Source organism: Klebsiella sp. NPDC088457, assembly GCF_044900465.1.
In the GTDB taxonomy this organism is placed as follows: Bacteria; Pseudomonadota; Gammaproteobacteria; order Enterobacterales; family Enterobacteriaceae; genus Klebsiella.
Genome location: NZ_JBJDNH010000001.1, coordinates 346,406 through 365,327, shown reverse-complemented (window position 1 = coordinate 365,327; position 18,922 = coordinate 346,406). Strand labels below are relative to the sequence as shown.

Annotated in this window: 15 protein-coding genes, 1 pseudogene and 1 other annotated feature; of the genes and pseudogenes, 9 read left to right on the top strand and 7 right to left on the bottom strand. The window is 56.6% G+C overall.

What is annotated here, in order from left to right; genetic code table 11:
• Positions 1-2 precede the first annotated feature (2 nt).
• The 3 genes from trpD to trpL form a co-directional block, all read right to left on the bottom strand.
• Entirely contained in the window at positions 3-1,598 is a 1,596-nt protein-coding gene (gene trpD, locus ACI2JR_RS01640; protein WP_132726481.1) for a bifunctional anthranilate synthase glutamate amidotransferase component TrpG/anthranilate phosphoribosyltransferase TrpD, read from the bottom strand.
• On the bottom strand, positions 1,598-3,160 hold the full coding sequence (locus ACI2JR_RS01635; protein WP_462477676.1) for an anthranilate synthase component 1: 1,563 nt from the start codon (positions 3,158-3,160) through the stop codon (positions 1,598-1,600). Before ACI2JR_RS01635 ends, trpD begins: the two co-directional genes overlap by 1 nt.
• A gap of 34 nt (positions 3,161-3,194) precedes the next feature.
• Positions 3,195-3,290 (bottom strand) — a sequence feature (Trp leader region).
• Complete coding sequence (gene trpL / locus ACI2JR_RS01630) at positions 3,267-3,314, bottom strand: trp operon leader peptide (RefSeq protein ID WP_132728090.1); 48 nt, start codon at positions 3,312-3,314, stop codon at positions 3,267-3,269. It overlaps the preceding feature by 24 nt.
• Positions 3,315-3,449: 135 nt before the next feature.
• On the opposite strand from trpL, the gene ACI2JR_RS01625 reads away from it, so the two are divergent.
• Both ACI2JR_RS01625 and ACI2JR_RS01620 read left to right on the top strand, forming a co-directional pair.
• Positions 3,450-4,313, top strand: coding sequence for a PHP domain-containing protein (locus ACI2JR_RS01625; protein WP_462477675.1), 864 nt, complete (start codon positions 3,450-3,452; stop codon positions 4,311-4,313).
• Between the two features lie 15 nt (positions 4,314-4,328).
• Complete coding sequence (locus tag ACI2JR_RS01620) at positions 4,329-4,949, top strand: L-threonylcarbamoyladenylate synthase (RefSeq protein WP_032695873.1); 621 nt, start codon at positions 4,329-4,331, stop codon at positions 4,947-4,949.
• A gap of 248 nt (positions 4,950-5,197) precedes the next feature.
• On the opposite strand, the gene ACI2JR_RS01615 is transcribed toward ACI2JR_RS01620, so the two are convergent.
• Positions 5,198-5,581 carry a hypothetical protein gene (locus ACI2JR_RS01615; RefSeq protein ID WP_462477674.1) on the bottom strand — a complete coding sequence of 128 codons (384 nt, stop codon included), beginning with the start codon at positions 5,579-5,581 and terminating at the stop codon, positions 5,198-5,200.
• A 113-nt stretch (positions 5,582-5,694) separates the two neighbouring features.
• Here ACI2JR_RS01615 and rluB point away from each other — a divergent pair, with 113 nt between their 5' ends.
• The 4 genes and pseudogenes from rluB to ACI2JR_RS01595 all read left to right on the top strand — a co-directional run bounded on the left by rluB (position 5,695) and on the right by ACI2JR_RS01595 (position 11,486).
• Positions 5,695-6,576 (top strand): 23S rRNA pseudouridine(2605) synthase RluB, encoded by an 882-nt coding sequence (gene rluB / locus ACI2JR_RS01610; protein ID WP_462477673.1) that lies wholly within the window; start codon positions 5,695-5,697, stop codon positions 6,574-6,576.
• A gap of 179 nt (positions 6,577-6,755) precedes the next feature.
• Positions 6,756-8,117 (top strand): MFS transporter, encoded by a 1,362-nt coding sequence (locus ACI2JR_RS01605; RefSeq protein ID WP_462477672.1) that lies wholly within the window; start codon positions 6,756-6,758, stop codon positions 8,115-8,117.
• Positions 8,118-8,135: 18 nt separating this feature from the next.
• Positions 8,136-10,487: pseudogene (locus ACI2JR_RS01600) on the top strand (glycoside hydrolase family 3 C-terminal domain-containing protein).
• A gap of 24 nt (positions 10,488-10,511) precedes the next feature.
• Complete coding sequence (locus ACI2JR_RS01595) at positions 10,512-11,486, top strand: helix-turn-helix transcriptional regulator (protein WP_132726464.1); 975 nt, start codon at positions 10,512-10,514, stop codon at positions 11,484-11,486.
• Here ACI2JR_RS01595 and cobO read toward each other — a convergent pair.
• Both cobO and ACI2JR_RS01585 read right to left on the bottom strand, forming a co-directional pair.
• Positions 11,458-12,048 (bottom strand): cob(I)yrinic acid a,c-diamide adenosyltransferase, encoded by a 591-nt coding sequence (gene cobO, locus ACI2JR_RS01590; RefSeq protein WP_462477671.1) that lies wholly within the window; start codon positions 12,046-12,048, stop codon positions 11,458-11,460. The genes ACI2JR_RS01595 and cobO overlap by 29 nt on opposite strands.
• Positions 12,045-12,806 carry a YciK family oxidoreductase gene (locus ACI2JR_RS01585; RefSeq protein ID WP_132726458.1) on the bottom strand — a complete coding sequence of 254 codons (762 nt, stop codon included), beginning with the start codon at positions 12,804-12,806 and terminating at the stop codon, positions 12,045-12,047. The genes cobO and ACI2JR_RS01585 overlap by 4 nt, the downstream gene beginning before the upstream one ends.
• A 253-nt stretch (positions 12,807-13,059) precedes the next feature.
• On the opposite strand from ACI2JR_RS01585, the gene sohB reads away from it, so the two are divergent.
• Positions 13,060-14,106: a protease SohB gene (sohB, locus tag ACI2JR_RS01580; RefSeq protein ID WP_132726456.1), complete on the top strand. Its 1,047-nt coding sequence runs from the start codon at positions 13,060-13,062 to the stop codon at positions 14,104-14,106.
• Between the two features lie 61 nt (positions 14,107-14,167).
• Here sohB and ACI2JR_RS01575 read toward each other — a convergent pair whose 3' ends face one another.
• Positions 14,168-14,419, bottom strand: a complete 252-nt coding sequence (locus tag ACI2JR_RS01575) for a YciN family protein (RefSeq protein WP_462477670.1) — start codon at positions 14,417-14,419, stop codon at positions 14,168-14,170.
• A gap of 414 nt (positions 14,420-14,833) precedes the next feature.
• Between ACI2JR_RS01575 and topA the strand changes: the two genes are divergently transcribed.
• Together topA and cysB are read left to right on the top strand one after the other, a co-directional pair.
• A complete protein-coding gene (gene topA / locus ACI2JR_RS01570; RefSeq protein ID WP_132726450.1) occupies positions 14,834-17,431 on the top strand; it encodes a type I DNA topoisomerase in 2,598 nt (865 codons plus the stop codon).
• Positions 17,432-17,762: 331 nt separating this feature from the next.
• Positions 17,763-18,737, top strand: a complete 975-nt coding sequence (gene cysB / locus ACI2JR_RS01565; protein ID WP_004861036.1) for an HTH-type transcriptional regulator CysB — start codon at positions 17,763-17,765, stop codon at positions 18,735-18,737.
• Positions 18,738-18,922 lie beyond the last annotated feature (185 nt).

The following is an 18,922-nucleotide window of genomic DNA, read 5'->3' as shown; positions in this document are numbered from 1 at the left end:
ATTTACCCTCTTGCCGCTAATGCGGTCACTCTGTCATAGGCCGCTCCGCTGTGCAGCACGTCGATGACCTGCTGTGCGTTGGCCTTCAGGTCTTCGTGCCCGTACAAACGCATCAACATGGCCACATTGGCGGCGACTGCGGCTTCATGAGCGGCTTCACCTTTACCTTGTAGCAAGCGTGTCAGAATGTCACGGTTTTCTTCCGGCGTACCGCCAGCCAGCTGCTCCTGATGGTAAGGCGTCAGGCCAAAATCGGTTGCCGTCAGTTGATAACTCTTGATTTCGCCGTTATTCAGTTCGGCGACCACCGTCGGCGCATGCAGCGACACTTCATCCATCCCGCCGCTGTGAACCACCGCCGCGCGCTGGTAGCCCAGCACGCGCAGGGTTTCGGCGATCGGCAGGACCAGCTCCGGGCTGTAGACGCCAATCAATGCCAGCGGCGGATGCGCCGGGTTGATTAACGGCCCCAGCACGTTGAACAGGGTACGGGTCTTCAACTGCTGACGGACCGGCATCGCATGGCGGAAACCGGTGTGATACTTCGGCGCAAACAGGAAGCAGACGCCCAGCTCATCGAGCGCGGCGCGGGACCTATCGGCTGGCATATCCAGATTGATGCCAAACGCCGCCAGCAGGTCGGAAGAGCCTGATTTGCTCGACACGCTACGGTTGCCGTGCTTCGCCACCTTCAGACCGCAGGCCGCGGCGACAAAGGCGCTGGCGGTGGAGATATTGATACTGTTGCTGCCGTCGCCGCCGGTACCGACGATATCGGCGAACAGGTAGTCAGGACGCGGGAACGGGGCGGCATTTTCCAGCAGGGCGGTGGCGGCGCCGGCAATCTCCTGCGGCTGTTCACCGCGCACCTTCATGCTCACCAGCGCGGCCGCCAGTTGCTCCGGCTTGACTTCCCCGCGCACCACCGCAGAGAACAGCTGATGGCTTTCCTGCTGGCTCAGGGTTTGCGCCTGGTACAGCTTTTCGAGAATCGGCTGGATGACGTTGGTCTGTTCGAGCTTTTGCAGCGCCCATGCCAGGGTCTGTTCCAGCAGACGTGCGCCCTGGGTGGTGAGAATCGACTCCGGGTGGAACTGGAAGCCGCAGACGCGATCGGCATCATGACGCACCGCCATGACCATCCCGTTAAAGTTGGCGTTAATCGTCAGCCCGGCCGGAATATTGCTGCCGACCAACGAGTGATAACGCGCCACCGGCAGCGGGTTGGGCAGGCCGGCAAACATCGCCTGACCGTCATGTTCGATGCTGGAGGCTTTACCGTGCAGGATTTCGCCGGCCTGGCCGACGTAGCCGCCGTAGGCTTCCACGATCGCCTGGTGACCGAGGCAGATGCCGATGATCGGCAGCTTGCCGCGCATTCGGGTCAGCAGCTCCGGCATACAGCCCGCTTCGCTGGGGGTACCCGGGCCCGGGGAGAGCATCAGCACCGGGTTGTCCATGGTGCCGATACGCTCAATTAAGGTCTGCGCCGGCACCGAGTTACGGTAAATCACCACGTTATGGCCGTTCGCGCGCAGCTGGTCTGCCAGGTTATAGGTAAAAGAATCGATATTATCGAGCAGCAGAATGTCGGCCATCAGAAAGTCTCCTTAGCGTGGTGGGCCTGGGCGATTGCGCGCAGCACCGCGCGAGCTTTATTGCGGGTTTCATCCGCTTCGGACTGAGGCACTGAATCCAGAACGATACCGGCGCCGGCCTGGACGGTGGCGATGCCATCCTGCACATAGGCGGAGCGAATCACGATGCAGGTATCAAGGTCGCCGTGGGCGGTAAAATAGCCCACCGCGCCGCCGTAGCTGCCGCGACGCTTGCCTTCGGCGGCGGCGATAAGCTGCATTGCCCGGACCTTCGGCGCGCCGCTAAGGGTGCCCATGTTCATACAGGCGCGATAGGCATGCAGGACGTCGAGATCGCTGCGCAGTTCACCGACCACACGCGACACCAGGTGCATCACGAAGGAGTAACGGTCGACTTTGGTCAGGTCGGCGACGTAGCGGCTGCCCGGCGTACAGATGCGCGCGAGGTCGTTACGAGCGAGGTCAACCAGCATCAAATGCTCGGAAAGCTCTTTGTGATCGGTACGCATTTCCAGTTCGATGCGGCTGTCGAGATCGCGATCCAGCGACCCGTCGGCACGGCGGCCGCGCGGGCGGGTGCCGGCAATCGGGTAGATCTCAATCTGGCGGCTGACGGCGTCATATTTCAGCGAGCTTTCCGGCGATGCGCCGAACAGCGAGAAGTCGTTATCCTGCATAAAGAACATATACGGGCTCGGGTTGCTCTTTTTCAGCACGTCGTAGGCTGCCAGCGCCGATGGGCAGGGCAGAGAAAAGCGACGTGAAGGCACAACCTGAAAAATCTCGCCGGCGCGGATGGCGCGCTGCATTTTACGCACCACGGCGCCGTACTCTTCATCACTCTGATCGCAGTCGCAGGTCATCGCTTCGACTTTGGTGACCGGCAGCGGCGCTGGCGGCTCGTTGAGCTGCTGGCGAAGCTGGGCGATACGCTGGGTCAGACGCTGTTTTTCACTCTCCAGCGGGGTGAACAGACTCGACTGGATACGGGTATTTTTAGTCTGGTGGTCGATAACCAGCAGGGTTTCGGCCAGGTAGAAACAGTAGTCCGGGCAGGCGGTGTCGCTCTCCAGCTCGGGCAGGTTTTCGAAACCGGCCACCAGGTCATAGGCAAACAGGCCGCCGAAGAACATCGCTTCGCGCTCGTCCGGCGGAACGATCACCAGCTCCTGCAACAAACGGAAGGCGTCGAAGACGGATAGCGAGCATAAGCGCGCGTCTTCATCCAGCAGGGCGCTGATCGGCGGAAATTTCATCACCCGACTGTTTGGCTGACGCTGGTTTTCGATGCCCGCGGGCAGGGTGTTATCGAGTAAATCCAGCAGCGCCGCGCCGTTGGCGGACAGCGCCTGGATAGTGACAGTGTCACCCAGGGCGGTGATGCGCAGCGCGCTGTCCACCAGCAGCAGGCTTTTTAAATCATCTTTACTGTCGATATCCGCTGATTCCAGCAGCAGCGTGGCCGGGCGGGCGCCGCACAGCTGGTGGAACAGTGCCGTCGGGTTTTCACGGTAGATGGCGTCGCTGGTGAGAAGCTCGAGTGCCGGTTTTGATGTTTGCATTATTGTTCTCGCCTTTCGGTATAATATTTTGTCCAATAAAAAGCCCGCTCATTGGCGGGCCGGGTATCTGTATGCTGAGTGCAAAACGCGATCACGCCGCCCGATATCAGGAGGTGCGCCACCAGCCGTGCAGAGTGATAACTTGCGTTTTCATCGTGATACCCCTTCATGTGAACTTTCGTACTAGTTAACTAGTCCAGAGGAATAAAGTCAACCCCTGTTTGCAGATTTTCTCCGCGAGTCGTTATGATAATGCGCTAATTTAAGTCCATGTCCAGCAGGAGTCACCTTGAGCGACACTAATTATGCAGTGATTTACGATCTGCACAGCCACACCACCGCCTCTGATGGGCGACTGACTCCGCAAGAACTTGTTCATCGCGCTCACCAGATGCGGGTCGGGACGCTGGCGATTACCGACCACGACACCGTCGCCGCGATCCCCGCCGCCCGCGCGGAAATTGCCCGCGCGGAGTTACCCCTTACTCTGGTGAGCGGGGTGGAAATTTCCACTCTGTGGGAAAACCATGAGATTCATATTGTCGGCTTGAATATTGATATTGTGCACCCGGCGATGACCAGCCTGCTGGAGGAGCAGAAGGCGCGGCGTCAGCTGCGGGCGCAGATGATCGCCGAGCGTTTAGAGAAGGCGCGGATCCCCGGCGCCTGGGAAGGGGCAATGAAGCTTGCTGACGGCGGGGCGGTGACGCGCGGACATTTTGCTCGCTTTCTGGTCGAAGCCGGTCATGCCGGTAATATCGCCGACGTTTTTAAAAAATATCTCGCCCGCGGGAAAACCGGTTACGTTCCACCACAGTGGTGTACAATAAAACAAGCGATTGATGTCATTCATCATTCTGGCGGCAAAGCGGTTATCGCCCATCCCGGGCGTTACGACCTCTCCGCCAAGTGGTTGAAACGGCTGTTGGCCCACTTTAGCGAGCAGGGTGGCGATGCGATGGAGCTGGCACAGTGCCAGCAGGCCCCGCATGAGCGTACGCAGCTTGCCTCGTACGCCGTACAGTTTGGTCTTCTCGGTTCACAAGGTTCTGATTTTCATCAGCCTTGCCCGTGGATCGAACTGGGCCGCAAACTCTGGCTACCCGCCGGCGTTGAAGGGATCTGGCACAGCTGGGAAACGGCCGCAGAATAAAATTGAGAGGGAAGTATGAGCCAGTTTTTTTATATCCATCCGGACAACCCACAGGCGCGGTTGATTAACCAGGCGGTGGAGATTGTGCGTAAGGGGGGGGTGATCGTTTATCCCACCGATTCCGGTTACGCGCTGGGATGCAAAATCGAAGATAAAGGCGCTATGGAGCGTATTTGCCGCATTCGTCAGCTGCCAGATGGCCACAACTTCACGCTGATGTGCCGGGATCTGTCCGAGCTGTCGACCTATGCGTTTGTCGATAACGTGGCGTTCCGGCTGATTAAAAACAACACGCCGGGGAACTACACCTTTATCCTCAAGGGGACCAAAGAGGTGCCGCGCCGCCTGCTGCAGGAAAAGCGGAAAACCATCGGCATGCGCGTGCCGTCGAATCCGATCGCGCAGGCGCTGCTGGAGACCCTCGGCGAACCGATGCTGTCGACATCGCTGATGCTGCCCGGCAGCGAATTCACTGAATCCGACCCGGAAGAGATCAAGGACCGGCTGGAGAAGCTGGTGGATTTGATTATCCACGGCGGCTATCTGGGCCAGCAGCCCACCACCGTTATCGACCTGACCGAAGACGCGCCGGTCGTGCTGCGTGAAGGCGTCGGCGACGTTAAACCGTTCCAGTAACGGACTCCGTATTCCCCGGCAGCATTGCGACCCTGGCTGTCGGGGTCCCCATTCCTGATGCAGGATAACACCCCCCGCCGCGCTATTTCGCACTGAGTCGAAACAGCCCATGAAGCATCGTCTTTCTGGCGCAAGGGGGGCGTCGCGTCCTGCAAAGCTTGCCGACAGCCGATCCAGCAGGATGGCAATCAGCACCACCACGAAACCACTCTGTAGGCCAGTGCCAATTTCCGGCTGTTGAGTACTGCTCAAAATCTCGTTACCCAGCCCGCCGGCCCCGAATCGACATAGCCATCATGATAGTCATCATGTGGTGTGACCATTTTAGCCGCGCTTTGTATCACCTCGACATCGCTTTCAAGGGCACGTCGCAGGTAGTGAGCAAAGCCCTGTTTAGTGGCGGTGCGGTAGCCCTGTATCTTTCTCTTAAATTCCTCAATATCCATAGTCCCGTTCTGCACGAGAGGGATATACGGGCGGATCTGATTTATGATCACTCCAGCTTGTTTTTGACTGTCAGTACCGAGACTCAGACGTACAAAACTAGTTGAATCATTTAGTCTAAAATTCGTGTAGTATGTGCGCCCACGAATCATAGTGTGTGACAGCTTGTGTGACACGTTGTTTGCCATACTGTGTACCATGAAATAGTTACAGATCAGTGAGTTAAGTTTAAGTTCAAGCTAACTCGTTGTTTTTGAATGCATACCAGACGCCTGGGAAGGCGACACCTTAAGGAAGCTCAATGAGCGAGAAATTACAGAAAGTGCTGGCTCGCGCCGGCCACGGCTCCCGCCGTGAAATTGAAGCTAAAATCGAAGCTGGTCGCGTCAGCGTCGATGGTAAAATCTCCACCCTCGGCGATCGCGTAGAGATCGTGGCTGGTTTAAAAATTCGTATCGATGGTCATCTGATTTCGGTGAAAGAGTCTGCCGAGCAGATTTGCCGCGTGCTGGCGTACTACAAGCCGGAAGGCGAGCTCTGTACCCGTAACGATCCGGAAGGCCGCCCGACGGTGTTTGACCGTTTGCCGAAACTGCGCGGCGCGCGCTGGATTGCGGTGGGGCGTCTGGACGTCAACACCTGTGGCCTGCTGCTGTTTACCACCGATGGTGAACTGGCAAACCGTCTGATGCACCCGAGCCGCGAAGTTGAGCGTGAATACGCCGTGCGCGTGTTCGGCCAGGTGGATGATGACAAACTGCGTCAGCTGTCACGCGGCGTGCAGCTGGAAGATGGCCCGGCGGCGTTCAAAACCATTAAATTTGCCGGTGGTGAAGGGATTAACCAGTGGTACAACGTGACGCTGACCGAAGGGCGCAACCGTGAAGTCCGTCGCCTGTGGGAAGCGGTCGGCGTTCAGGTCAGCCGCCTGATCCGCGTCCGCTACGGCGATATTCCGTTGCCGAAAGGCCTGCCTCGCGGCGGCTATACCGAGCTGGATCTGGCGCAAACCAACTACCTGCGTGAGCTGGTTGAACTGCCTGCGGAAACCACCTCGAAGGTCGCGGTAGAGAAAGATCGCCGCCGGATGAAGGCGAATCAGATTCGCCGTGCGGTGAAACGCCATTCCCAGGTGGGGAACAGCAACAACCGCCGTTCGGGCGGCAGCCGTAGCAACGGCTAATCTTATTAAATCCGGCGGGGCTCCCGCCGGATTTCTCTGCGCTACCTTCCTTGCATGTGATTCTTTTCACACTTCTGCATAAAGACAAAAAACAGGAAACGCCCGGACAAATAACGCAAAGTGCGGTTTCCGCTAACGCCATATACTGTCGCCACTGATTACAAAACAGGTCGCCAAAAATGGATACAGCAGGAACACTATCGGCAAGCTATGTGGTTATCGGCGTCAAAGAGAAAATAGGTTATGGCTTTGGTGACTTTGCCTCAAATTTATCTTTCGGCTTTGTCTCTCTGTTTTTACTCTTTTTTTATACCAATATTTACGGTATCAGTGCGGTACAGGCTAGCCTGATATTTGTTATAGCCCGGGTTATTGATGCGGTTTTTAATATTGCGATCGGCTTTGCTATTGATAAAACCCACAGCCGATATGGCAAGTTGCGTCCCTGGTTATTCTATGGTTCGCTACCATTAGGCTTGTTAACCGTCTTGTGTTTTGTGCCGGTAGGCGGTGAGGCAAAATTTTATTTTGCGCTGATCTCTTATACGCTGTATTGCCTGGCATATACGGCAGTGAATACCCCTTATTCGGCGCTGACCAATCGTCTGACCCAGCACGAAGCTTCCCGTTCATCGCTGTCGGTATATCGGTTTGTGCTGGCTATTGTCGGCTATTTAATTGTCTCAACCACAGCCGACATACTGATTTCACCGTTTACTGATAAGCAGGCAGGCTACGTCTTCGCCGTCTCCTGTTTTGCGCTGCTGGCGACCTTTCTGTTCCTCGCCTGCTTCGGGATGACGACAGAGCGGGTGGGCGAAGAGGAGGAGATGGCTGCTCCGACGCTGCGTGAAATGCTGCGGGCGGTGATGGGTAATGCCCCGCTGCTTAATCTGTCGCTATTTACCGTATTTTTCTATATTGCCTACACCGTGTGGATGGCGATTGCTATCTATTTTATTAAATACATCATTGGTCATGAAGGCTATACCGCAACGTTCTTTATGATTCAGTCTGCGGCTTATATTGTCGGAACGGTGGTTTCAGAAAAAGCGATTGCCCTGATGGGGAAAAAGAAAATGGCCCTGGTGGCCTTACTGATAGGCGTGCTGGGCGTGCTGATGCAGTATTTTGTCGCGGGCCATAATCTGTGGCTAATTATGACCGGGGTGTGTCTCTACAGTATTACTCTGGGGATGGGGTTTGTGGCCATGTGGACGATGATTGCCGATACCGTAGAATATGCCGAATGGCACCACGGGGTACGTACGGAAGGGGCTATCTATGGCTTCTTTAATTTTATTACCAAAATCGCGATGGCCATTGGCGGCGGCTGTGCAGGCTGGCTGCTGGACTACTACCATTATGATGCGGGGAACATTACCGCCGGCGCAATTAACGGGATTAATATTCTGATGACCTTATTCCCGGGCGCGATGTTTGCGATTAGCGCGATATTTGTCGCGTGCTATTCGCTGGATGAAAAAACCTATCGTGACATTGTTCAGAAAATTAGCCTGCGTAAGCAGAATGCGCTTTAGCCGCAGGGAGTCAGAGAGATGAATACCGAATTTAACCCCCTTCTTGCCGCGATGAGCGCAGAAGAAAAGGTCGCGCTGTTGACCGGCAGCGGCCTGTGGCGCACCGCTTCGTTAGCGCAGCATGGTATTGCCGACATCGTGATGACCGATGGCACCTACGGCGTGCGCTACAGCAGCGCGCAAATAGACGGTGATGAAAAATGGAGCATGGACGACTTTATCTCGGTGATCACCCAGACCGCCGACCAGGCCTGCGTGGAAGAACCTGCGGCGAAGGGCGGCAGCGAAGCCCTGTTCAGCGCCTCGCTACCGGCGACCTGTTTTCCCAATGGTTCCAGCCTGGCCTGCTGCTGGGACGTGGAGCTGGTTTATCAGATGGGGCAGGCGCTCGGGCGCGAATGTCAGCAGATGGGCGTCGGCATTTTACTGGGGCCGGGCATCAATATCCGCCGTACGCCGCTGGCCGGACGAGGCTACGAATACTATGCCGAGGACCCGGTAGTCAGCGGGGATATTGCCGCGGCGTTAATCAACGGCCTGCAGCAGGAAGGGGTCGGCGCCAGTCTGAAACATTTTGCGGCCAATAATTCGGAATACCGGCGTACGGAAATGGATTCCATCATCGAGGAGCGGGCGCTACGTGAAATCTACCTTGCCGGCTTCCAGCGGGCGATAGCGAAATCTCAACCGTGGACGGTCATGTCTTCCTACAACCGTCTGAATGGCGTACAGACCTCGCAGGATCCCTTTTTACTGACCTAGGTTCTGCGTGATGAATGGGGCTATGACGGTCTGGTCATGTCCGACTGGTATGGTATTAAGGACCGTCCGGCATCGCTGCTGGCAGGCAACGATCTGGCGATGCCGGAAACCCGTCGCGACAAGCAGACGCTGCTGGCGGCTATTGAGGCTGGCGAGGTGCCGATGGCCGTCGTTGACCGCGCCTGCCAGCGGATGCTGGCGCTGCTGGAGAAGGTTCAGCGCCATCGCCGCCCGGAAACCGAGGCGGATTTCCCGGCTCATCACGCGCTGGCGCAGCAGCTGGCGGCTGAATCTATCGTGTTGCTGAAGAATGACGATAACCTGCTGCCGCTGCGGGCGGAACGCACCCGGCGGATTGCGGTGCTGGGCAAGCCGGCGCAGGAGCCGGTGATTCAGGGGTCTGGCTGTGCCACAACGGTTCCTTATTTACTCGATCGTCCGCTTGATGAAATTTTCGATCTCGCCGGGGATGATTTTAACGTGAGCTGGGCGATTGGCGCCCCGGATGATATGCAAAGCTGTCAGCAGGCGCTGGCCGAAGCGCGAGCCGTGGCTCAGGAGGCGGACGTGGCGGTTATCTTCGTCAGCACCGCCGTCGGTGAAGATGGCGAGAACGGCGATCGTCACGATCTGAATATCCTTGCGGTACATGAACAGCTGATTTGCGAAGTGGCGGCGGTGCAGCCCAATGTGGTGGTGGTGCTGGCGAACAGCGATGCGGTAGTGATGCCCTGGCTTCCCGGGTGTAAAGCGCTGCTGGAAACCTTCTTCGCCGGGCAGGGAATGGGGCGAGCCGTGGCGGAAATTCTGTTCGGCAAGCGCAACCCGTGCGGTAAACTGACGGTGACGGTACCGAACGCCCTCGAAGAGACACCCGCCTGGCTCAATTATCCGGGGGAAAACCTGCGCCATCACTATGGCGAAGGACTCTTCGTCGGCTATCGCTATTATGATAAACGTCGCCTGACGCCGCTGTTCCCGTTTGGTTTTGGCTTAAGCTATACCCGGTTTACCTACAGCGCGCTGCAGCTCTCTGCGTCACGGCTCGGGGAGGGCGAGACGCTGACCGTCTCTTTCGATCTGACTAACCGCGGCGATCGCGAGGGCAAGGAGATTGTACAACTGTACGTTAGCGCGCCGTCCGGGGAGCTGATTCGCGAAGAACAAGCGCTTAAAGCGTTTACAAAAGTGGCGCTGGCCGCTGGCGAAACCCGCCGCCTCAGCCTGCGGCTACCGGTCAGCGAACTGGCCTGTTATCATCCGGGCCTTGCGGACTGGGTGATTACGCCGGGGATCTGGCAGATTCGGGTGGGGAGCTCCTCGCGCGATCTGACGCTGGGGGCGCCGCTGACGGTGGATTGCCCGCCTCGCTATGTGCCTCTGCGTGACGACAATTCGCTGCAGCAGCTGATTCAGCAGCCCGAAGCGCTGAGTCGGGTAGTGGCGCTGATCGCCCGCAAGAGCCAGCTGCCGCCGGCGCAGATCCGCGAACGGCTGATCCAGCTGGCGCCGGATCTGTTCTGCGGGCTGTTGATTGCGCTGACGGAGTTTTTAGCGCTTGATATCGATCGCGATGAACTGAATACCGTACTTGCCGGGCGTGAATAATCGTCCCGCGCCAGGAGATTACGCATGTTTCCATTTTCCGTCACCCATCCTCGGCCGGCGACAGAGACCGGGCGGCATACGGTGAGCAGCGGCTATGAGCTGATCGCCTTCGATGCGGAAAAGCTCAACGCCTTTGCCGCTGAGGTACGCTACTGCGAGCCTCACTGGCACCCCGCGCCGGAACTGATCGCCGTCCTGTCGGGGCGCTTTTCTATCGCTATCGGTCAGCAGAGCGTGGAGCTGGTTCAGGGTGAGATGCTGTATATCAATGCTGAAGCGGTGCATTCGCTGTGCGCGGAAGAGGCGGCCAGCTCGCTGGTGACGGTTCAGTTTTCTCCCGGGCTGTTTGATCAACTGCATCCTGCGCCGCTGCTCAACTGGTGTACCCGGGGGCGTTCTCAAACGCCGGCGGATCGCCAGGTGCATCGGCGGCTCATCGCACTATTAAACCAGCTGGTTGATAACTCTGCGCCGTTTCAGCGTATCGCGACGACCTACCTGCTGCTGGATGCGCTGGTATGCGCGGGCGAGCCGGCGGCGCAGGTGGCGAGTTCCCTGCGCGAAGAGGCGATGATCAAAAAAGGGATTGATTTCATTAACCAGCACTTTGACCGGCCCCTGACGCTCGGCGAGGTCGCCAACCATAGCGGCATGAGCTATTCGTGGTTCTCGCGGCTGTTCAAGAAGGTGAGCCGGCACAATTTTAAAGAGTATCTGACGCTGGTGCGGCTGAATAAGGCGCGGGCGCTGTTGCGCGACACCCGTACGCCGATCACCGATATCAGCCATAGCTGCGGTTTTCAGGAGCATAAGTCGCTGATTGCCGCCTTTAACAAATACTGCGGTATGACGCCAACCGAGTACCGCAAGCGTTTTGTCTCACGGCAAAATATTCACCAAAGTGCGCTGGCATCAGGCGAGGATTGCCTGTGTCTGCCGCTCAATCATGCGCTGGTCGAGCGTCTGGCGCTTAGTAATCAATCCCCATCTGCGCTTTGATACCGGCATCGAATGCGTGCTTCACCGGCCGCAGTTCGCTGACGGTATCCGCCAGTTCAATGAGCTCGCGGTGGCAGCCGCGCCCGGTGATAATCACCGTTTGCTGTGCCGGGCGATTGCGCAGCGCGGAAAGCACCTCGGCAAGCGGCAAATAGTCATACGCCACCATATAGGTCAGCTCGTCGAGCAGGACCATATCCAGCGTCTCGTCAGCCAGCATGCGTCGCGCATGTTCCCAGACCGCGAGGCAGGCAGCGGTATCGCTTTCACGATCCTGGGTATTCCAGGTAAAACCGGTGGCCATGACCTGAAACTCAACGCCCTGCGGTTCCAGCAGATTGCGCTCGCCGTTGGGCCAGGTACCTTTAATAAACTGGATAACGCCCGCTTTCTTGCCATGCCCGATGGCGCGGGTTACGGTACCAAAACCGGCGGTGGTTTTACCTTTGCCGTTGCCGGTGAAAACGATCACAATGCCGCGTTCTTCCTGCGCTGCCGCCACCCGGGCGTCCACTTTCTCTTTTACCCGCTGCTGGCGTTCACGGTAGCGTTCATCACTCATTGTGCAATTCCTGGTTTACGCCCCGGTTGGGCGTCGAAGGTCATTCCCGTCTTCCGACGGCTGTCATCGCCCATCAGCCAGAGATAAACCGGCATGATGTCGGCGGGGGTTTTCAATTTTTGCGGATCTTCCGTCGGGAAGGCGTCGGCGCGCATTTTGGTTCGCGTTCCGCCCGGATTAATGCAGTTCACCCGCAGGTGACGGCTCTGATACTCTTCAGCCAGCACCTGCATCATCCCTTCCGTGGCGAACTTGGACGCCGCGTAGGCTCCCCAGTTGGCACGCCCCTGGCGGCCGACGCTGGAAGAGGTGAAGACCAGCGAACCCGACTCGGATTTGAGTAATAAAGGAAGCAGCGCCTGGGTGAGCATAAAGGTGCCGTTGACGTTGACCTGCATCACCTGCTGCCAGACCTCCGGATTTTGCTGCTCCATCGGACAGACGTCGCCCAGCAGGCCAGCGTTATGCAGCACGCCGTCGAGGCGCGGGTAGTGGATGCTTATCTGCTGGGCCAGCTGCTGGCACTCCTGCGGCGTGCAGGTTAACAAATCGAGGGTAAACCAGGTCGCCGGGATCCCGCCGTCCTGTTGAATTTCTTGCGCGACGTTGCGCAGTTTCTCTTCGTTACGGCCGACCAGGATAACGCTGGCGCTGTAGCGGGAATAGGTCAGCGCGGCTTCACGGCCGATACCGTCGCTGGCGCCGGTAACCAGGATGATGCGGTCTTTGAGTAAATGACTCTGCGGTTGATAGTGCACGGCGACTCCTTGGGTGACCTGCTGACGATCACGCTTTGTATTCGGTATCTCACTTTTGCGTTTTATGCCTGAAACAGCCGGGTATTGCAATCAGCGAAAAGGAAACTCTTTTCGGAATTAATATCTTGCAACGATTTCATCGTCGCTGAAAAAACCGGAAGGCGTTGCGCACAGGACACAAAGCGCAGAGACTTCGCTGTGACGGCTGATGTACACTGTGCGTCAACGTCAGTGGTTTGCACAAGGTGAAAACGTGGAATTACTTGCTCAATATGGCCTGTTTTTGGCCAAAATTGCGACAGTTGTCGTCGCAATTGCGGCGATCGCCGCGATTATCGTTAACCTGACTCAGCGCAAGAAGCAACGCGGGGAACTGCGGGTGACCAATCTTAGCGAGCAATACAAGGAGATGCGTGAAGAGCTGGCGGTTGCGCTGCTTGATGGCCCGCAGCAAAAGCAGTGGCACAAAGCGCAAAAGAAAAAGCACAAGCAGGAGGCGAAAGCGGCAAAAGCGCGGGCGAAGTCAGGTACTGCGGAGCCAAACGGCAAGCCGCGCGCCTGGGTGCTGGATTTTAAAGGCAGCATGGACGCGCACGAGGTCAACAGCCTACGTGAAGAGATCACCGCGGTGCTGGCAACGGCGAAAGCGCGCGATCAGGTCATTCTGCGGCTGGAAAGCCCCGGTGGCGTGGTTCACGGCTACGGCCTGGCGGCCTCACAGCTGCAGCGCCTGCGCGATAAGCAGATCCCACTGACCGTGGCGGTGGATAAGGTGGCGGCCAGCGGCGGCTACATGATGGCCTGCGTGGCGAACAAAATTGTCGCCGCGCCGTTCGCCATCCTGGGCTCGATCGGCGTGGTGGCGCAGATCCCCAACATTCATCGTTTCCTGAAGAATAAGGACATCGATGTTGAACTGCATACCGCCGGTCAGTACAAACGCACCTTAACGATGCTGGGCGAAAACACCGACGAAGGCCGGCGCAAGTTCCGCGAAGACCTCAACGACACTCACCGTTTGTTTAAAGATTTCGTCCACCAAATGCGCCCGACGCTGGATATCGAGCAGGTGGCGACCGGCGAACACTGGTATGGCGTGCAGGCGCTGGAGAAAGGGCTGGTGGACGTGGTGGAAACCAGCGACGAACTGATCCTCGGCCTGATCGACAACCATGAAGTGATCGGCGTGCGTTATCTGCAGCGTAAAAAGATGCTCGACCGCTTTACCGGCAGCGCCGCCGAAAGCGCGGACCGCCTGCTGCTACGCTGGTGGCAGCGGGGGCAAAAGCCGCTGCTGTAAATAACACAACGCGAGGCTCATGCCTCGCGTTGTCGTAATCGGCCCGGTAAACCTGGAAGGCTTAATCGGCCAGGTGATACTTCTCAGACTGCGTATGCGCGAGGTATTTGAACATATTAAATACCGCCGTACTCTTCGCCGTCGGCAGACCTTGCTCATCAAGATAAAACTCGCCGCTGAACACCAGCACCCCGTTACGTTGCACAACGTCGGTGGCTTCGATCCCGGCTAACGTATCTTCATGCTCCCGAATCAGTTTATTGGCTATTGCAAGCAGCGTCTGGCGATCGATGGGTTGGGTTGTACCTTGCATAATTCACTCCTGTGATTCTTCGGGCGCTAGTTTACGCCGCGTAGCGGGAAGGGGCAAATTTTCCATTTAGATTGCAGGGATAATTGCAAAGGTCTAAGAAACATGACTTTACTGGCAGGATTTGCTTTTGCATGCTAATAAAGTTGCGTAACGAATTTTATCAGGTACAGTGTGACGCTTTCGGCGATCTGGCAACAGATTTGCTTGACATTCGGCCAAAAATTCTTCGTGCTATGTCACCTGACTGAGAAAAAGTCAGTAAACTCAGCTATCTGGTTTTATGGATGTGAAACCGGACGTGCAAAGGGTTGATATCCATCGACGGCGTCGCAACATCTGACGTACGTCGCCAGTGGATGGTGAATCAAAATGTGCGATGTATTCCTGGATGAATCAAATTAGGTAAAGGTGAATATGGGTAAAGCTCTCGTTATCGTTGAGTCCCCGGCAAAAGCCAAAACGATCAATAAGTATCTGGGTAATGACTACGTGGTGAAATCCAGCGTCGGTCATATCCGCGATTTGCCGACCAGTGGCTCAGCTTCCAAAAAGAGCGCCGACTCTACCTCCACCAAAGGGGCTAAAAAGCCTAAAAAGGATGAACGTAGCGCACTGGTCAACCGTATGGGTGTGGACCCATGGCATGACTGGAATGCACACTATGAAGTACTCCCGGGTAAAGAAAAGGTAGTTTCAGAACTCAAACAGTTGGCGGAAAAAGCCGACCATATCTATCTCGCAACCGACCTTGACCGCGAAGGGGAAGCCATTGCATGGCACCTGCGGGAAGTTATCGGTGGGGATGAAAAACGCTATAGCCGCGTGGTGTTCAACGAAATCACTAAAAACGCGATCCGTCAGGCCTTTGATAAGCCGGGCGAGCTGAATATCGATCGTGTCAATGCCCAACAGGCACGTCGCTTTATGGACCGCGTGGTGGGATATATGGTTTCCCCGCTGCTGTGGAAAAAAATTGCCCGCGGTCTCTCCGCGGGCCGCGTCCAGTCGGTTGCCGTACGTCTGGTGGTCGAACGCGAACGCGAAATTAAAGCCTTCGTTCCGGAAGAGTTCTGGGAAATTGACGCCAGCACCACCACGCCGGGCGGTGAGGCTTTACCGCTGCAGGTAACGCACAAGAACGACAAGCCGTTTCGTCCGGTTAATCGCGATGAAACCATGGCTGCCGTTGCGCTGCTGGAGAAAGCCAGCTACAGCGTGCTGGAGCGTGAAGATAAACCGACCAGCAGCAAGCCGGGCGCGCCGTTTATCACCTCGACATTGCAACAGGCAGCCAGCACCCGCCTGGGCTTCGGGGTAAAGAAAACCATGATGATGGCGCAGCGTCTGTATGAAGCGGGCTACATCACCTACATGCGTACTGACTCGACCAACCTCAGTCAGGATGCGCTAAGCATGGTCCGTGGCTATATCGGCGATAACTTTGGTAAAAAGTATCTGCCGGAGAACGCGAACCAGTACGCCAGCAAAGAAAATTCGCAGGAAGCGCACGAAGCGATTCGTCCTTCTGATGTCAACGTGATGGCGGAAGACCTGAAAGGGATGGAAGCGGACGCGCTGAAACTGTATCAGCTGATCTGGCGCCAGTTCGTCGCCTGTCAGATGACGCCAGCGCAGTACGACTCTACCACTCTGACCGTCAAAGCCGGCGACTTCAAACTCAAAGCGCGCGGCCGTACCCTGCGTTTTGACGGCTGGACAAAAGTGATGCCCGCGCTGCGTAAAGGCGATGAAGATCGGACTTTACCGGTGGTTAATCAAGGCGAGAGCTTAAGCCTGGTTGAACTGACCCCGGCGCAACACTTTACCAAACCGCCTGCGCGCTTTAGCGAAGCATCGCTGGTTAAAGAGCTGGAAAAACGCGGAATCGGTCGTCCGTCGACCTATGCGTCGATCATTTCGACCATTCAGGATCGCGGCTACGTCCGGGTGGAAAACCGCCGCTTCTATGCGGAAAAAATGGGTGAGATCGTCACCGATCGTCTGGAAGAGAACTTCCGCGATCTGATGAACTACGATTTTACCGCGCAAATGGAAGATCGCCTCGACCAGGTTGCTAACCATCAGGCCGAATGGCGCCAGGTTCTGGACCACTTCTTTGGTGACTTCACCACCCAGCTGGAGACGGCGGAGAAGGATCCGGAAGAGGGCGGCATGCAGCCGAACCCGATGGTACTGACCAGCATCGACTGCCCGACCTGTGGTCGCAAGATGGGCATCCGCACCGCCAGCACCGGCGTGTTCCTCGGCTGCTCAGGCTATGCGCTATCGCCGAAGGAGCGCTGCAAGACCACCATTAACCTGGTGCCGGAAAACGAAGTGCTCAACGTACTGGAAGGCGACGATGCCGAAACCAATGCGCTGCGCGCCAAGCGTCGCTGCCAGAAATGCGGTACGGCGATGGACAGCTACCTGATCGATCCGAAGCGCAAGCTGCACGTCTGTGGTAATAACCCAACCTGCGACGGCTATGAGATCGAAGAAGGCGAGTTCCGCATCAAGGGGTATGACGGCCCGATCGTGGAGTGTGAAAAATGTGGTTCTGAAATGCACCTGAAAATGGGACGTTTTGGTAAGTACATGGCCTGCACCAACGACGAATGTAAGAACACGCGTAAAATTCTGCGTAACGGCGAAGTGGCTCCGCCGAAGGAAGATCCGGTTCCACTACCGGAACTGCCGTGCGAAAAATCGGACGCCTATTTTGTTCTGCGTGACGGTGCCGCCGGCGTGTTCCTCGCGGCCAACACCTTCCCGAAATCGCGCGAAACGCGTGCGCCGCTGGTGGAGGAGCTGTACCGCTTCCGCGACCGCCTGGCGGAGAAGCTGCGCTATCTGGCCGATGCGCCGCAGCAGGATCCGGAAGGCAACAAAACGCTGGTGCGTTTTAGCCGTAAAACCAAGCAGCAGTACGTGGCGTCAGAAAAAGAGGGTAAAGCGACCGGTTGGTCCGCCTTCTATATTGACGGCAAATGGACTGAAGCGAAGAAGTAAGCGTTTTACTCTCTCAGAAGGGCCGCCATGCGGCCCTTTTTCCTGTGGATTTCCCGCTGAAATGCGCGTTCTTGCGGCGCCTGGCGCCAGCCTTATAACCGGCTTATTATTTTTCGTTAGTATCTATACACTGTAGATATAAATGATATAGTGGTTATAGCTAATCTCTTTTTTATTATTAAATCGTCTTATACATCATCGTTTTCAGGATGCTTTGTGGCGCCATAACGGCCAGTCGCAGGGATGGCAGGGGCCGTGTAACCCACCAGCAGGCGGCCTGAACGTAAAATGTATGAAGCGGATTCATTTTACGCGTTAACGGATATCAGCCATGAAACTACAGCAACTCCGCTACATCGTTGAGGTTGTTAACCATAATCTGAATGTCTCCTCTACCGCCGAAGGCCTGTATACCTCGCAGCCCGGCATCAGCAAGCAGGTTCGCATGCTGGAAGATGAGCTCGGTATTCAGATTTTTGCCCGGAGCGGCAAACACCTGACTCAGGTGACCCCCGCAGGTCAGGAGATCATTCGCATTGCCCGCGAAGTCCTGTCGAAGGTTGATGCGATTAAGTCGGTGGCCGGGGAGCATACCTGGCCTGACAAAGGCTCGCTGTATGTCGCTACCACGCACACCCAGGCCCGCTACGCGCTGCCGGGGGTGATTAAAGGCTTTATTGAGCGCTATCCGCGGGTCTCCTTGCATATGCATCAGGGCTCGCCGACGCAGATTGCCGAAGCGGTCTCGAAAGGCAATGCTGATTTCGCTATCGCGACCGAAGCGCTGCATCTCTACGATGATCTGGTCATGTTACCGTGCTATCACTGGAACCGCTCAATTGTCGTCACCCCTGAGCATCCGCTGGCCTCCCGCGGGTCGGTGACGATTGAAGAGCTGGCCCAGTATCCGCTGGTTACCTATACCTTTGGCTTTACCGGCCGTTCCGAGCTGGATACCGCGTTCAACCGCGCCGGGCTGACGCCGCGGATCGTCTTCACCGCCACCGATGCCGACGTGATCAAAACCTACGTTCGTCTGGGACTGGGGGTTGGGGTGATAGCCAGCATGGCGGTTGATCCGGTCTCCGATCCTGACCTGGTCAAGCTGGATGCCAACGGCATTTTCAGCCACAGCACCACCAAAATAGGCTTCCGTCGCAGCACCTTCCTTCGCAGCTATATGTATGATTTTATTCAGCGTTTTGCGCCGCATTTGACGCGAGACGTGGTCGATACCGCCGTGGCTTTACGCTCGAATGAAGATATTGAGGCGATGTTTAAAGATATTAAGCTGCCAGAAAAGTAGCCTTGTAAATAATAATGGCATCCTCGCGGGGATGCCAAAACCTATTATGGTCGATAACCGAAGCGCTAAACCTCGTATAAATCACAATTTTCGTTAACTCCTCGTACCACAATTTCAAATATACCTATCGCGATCAAATTAATGGCGAAAGATATCCATTTCTAAGAGAATTAGCTGGATTAATC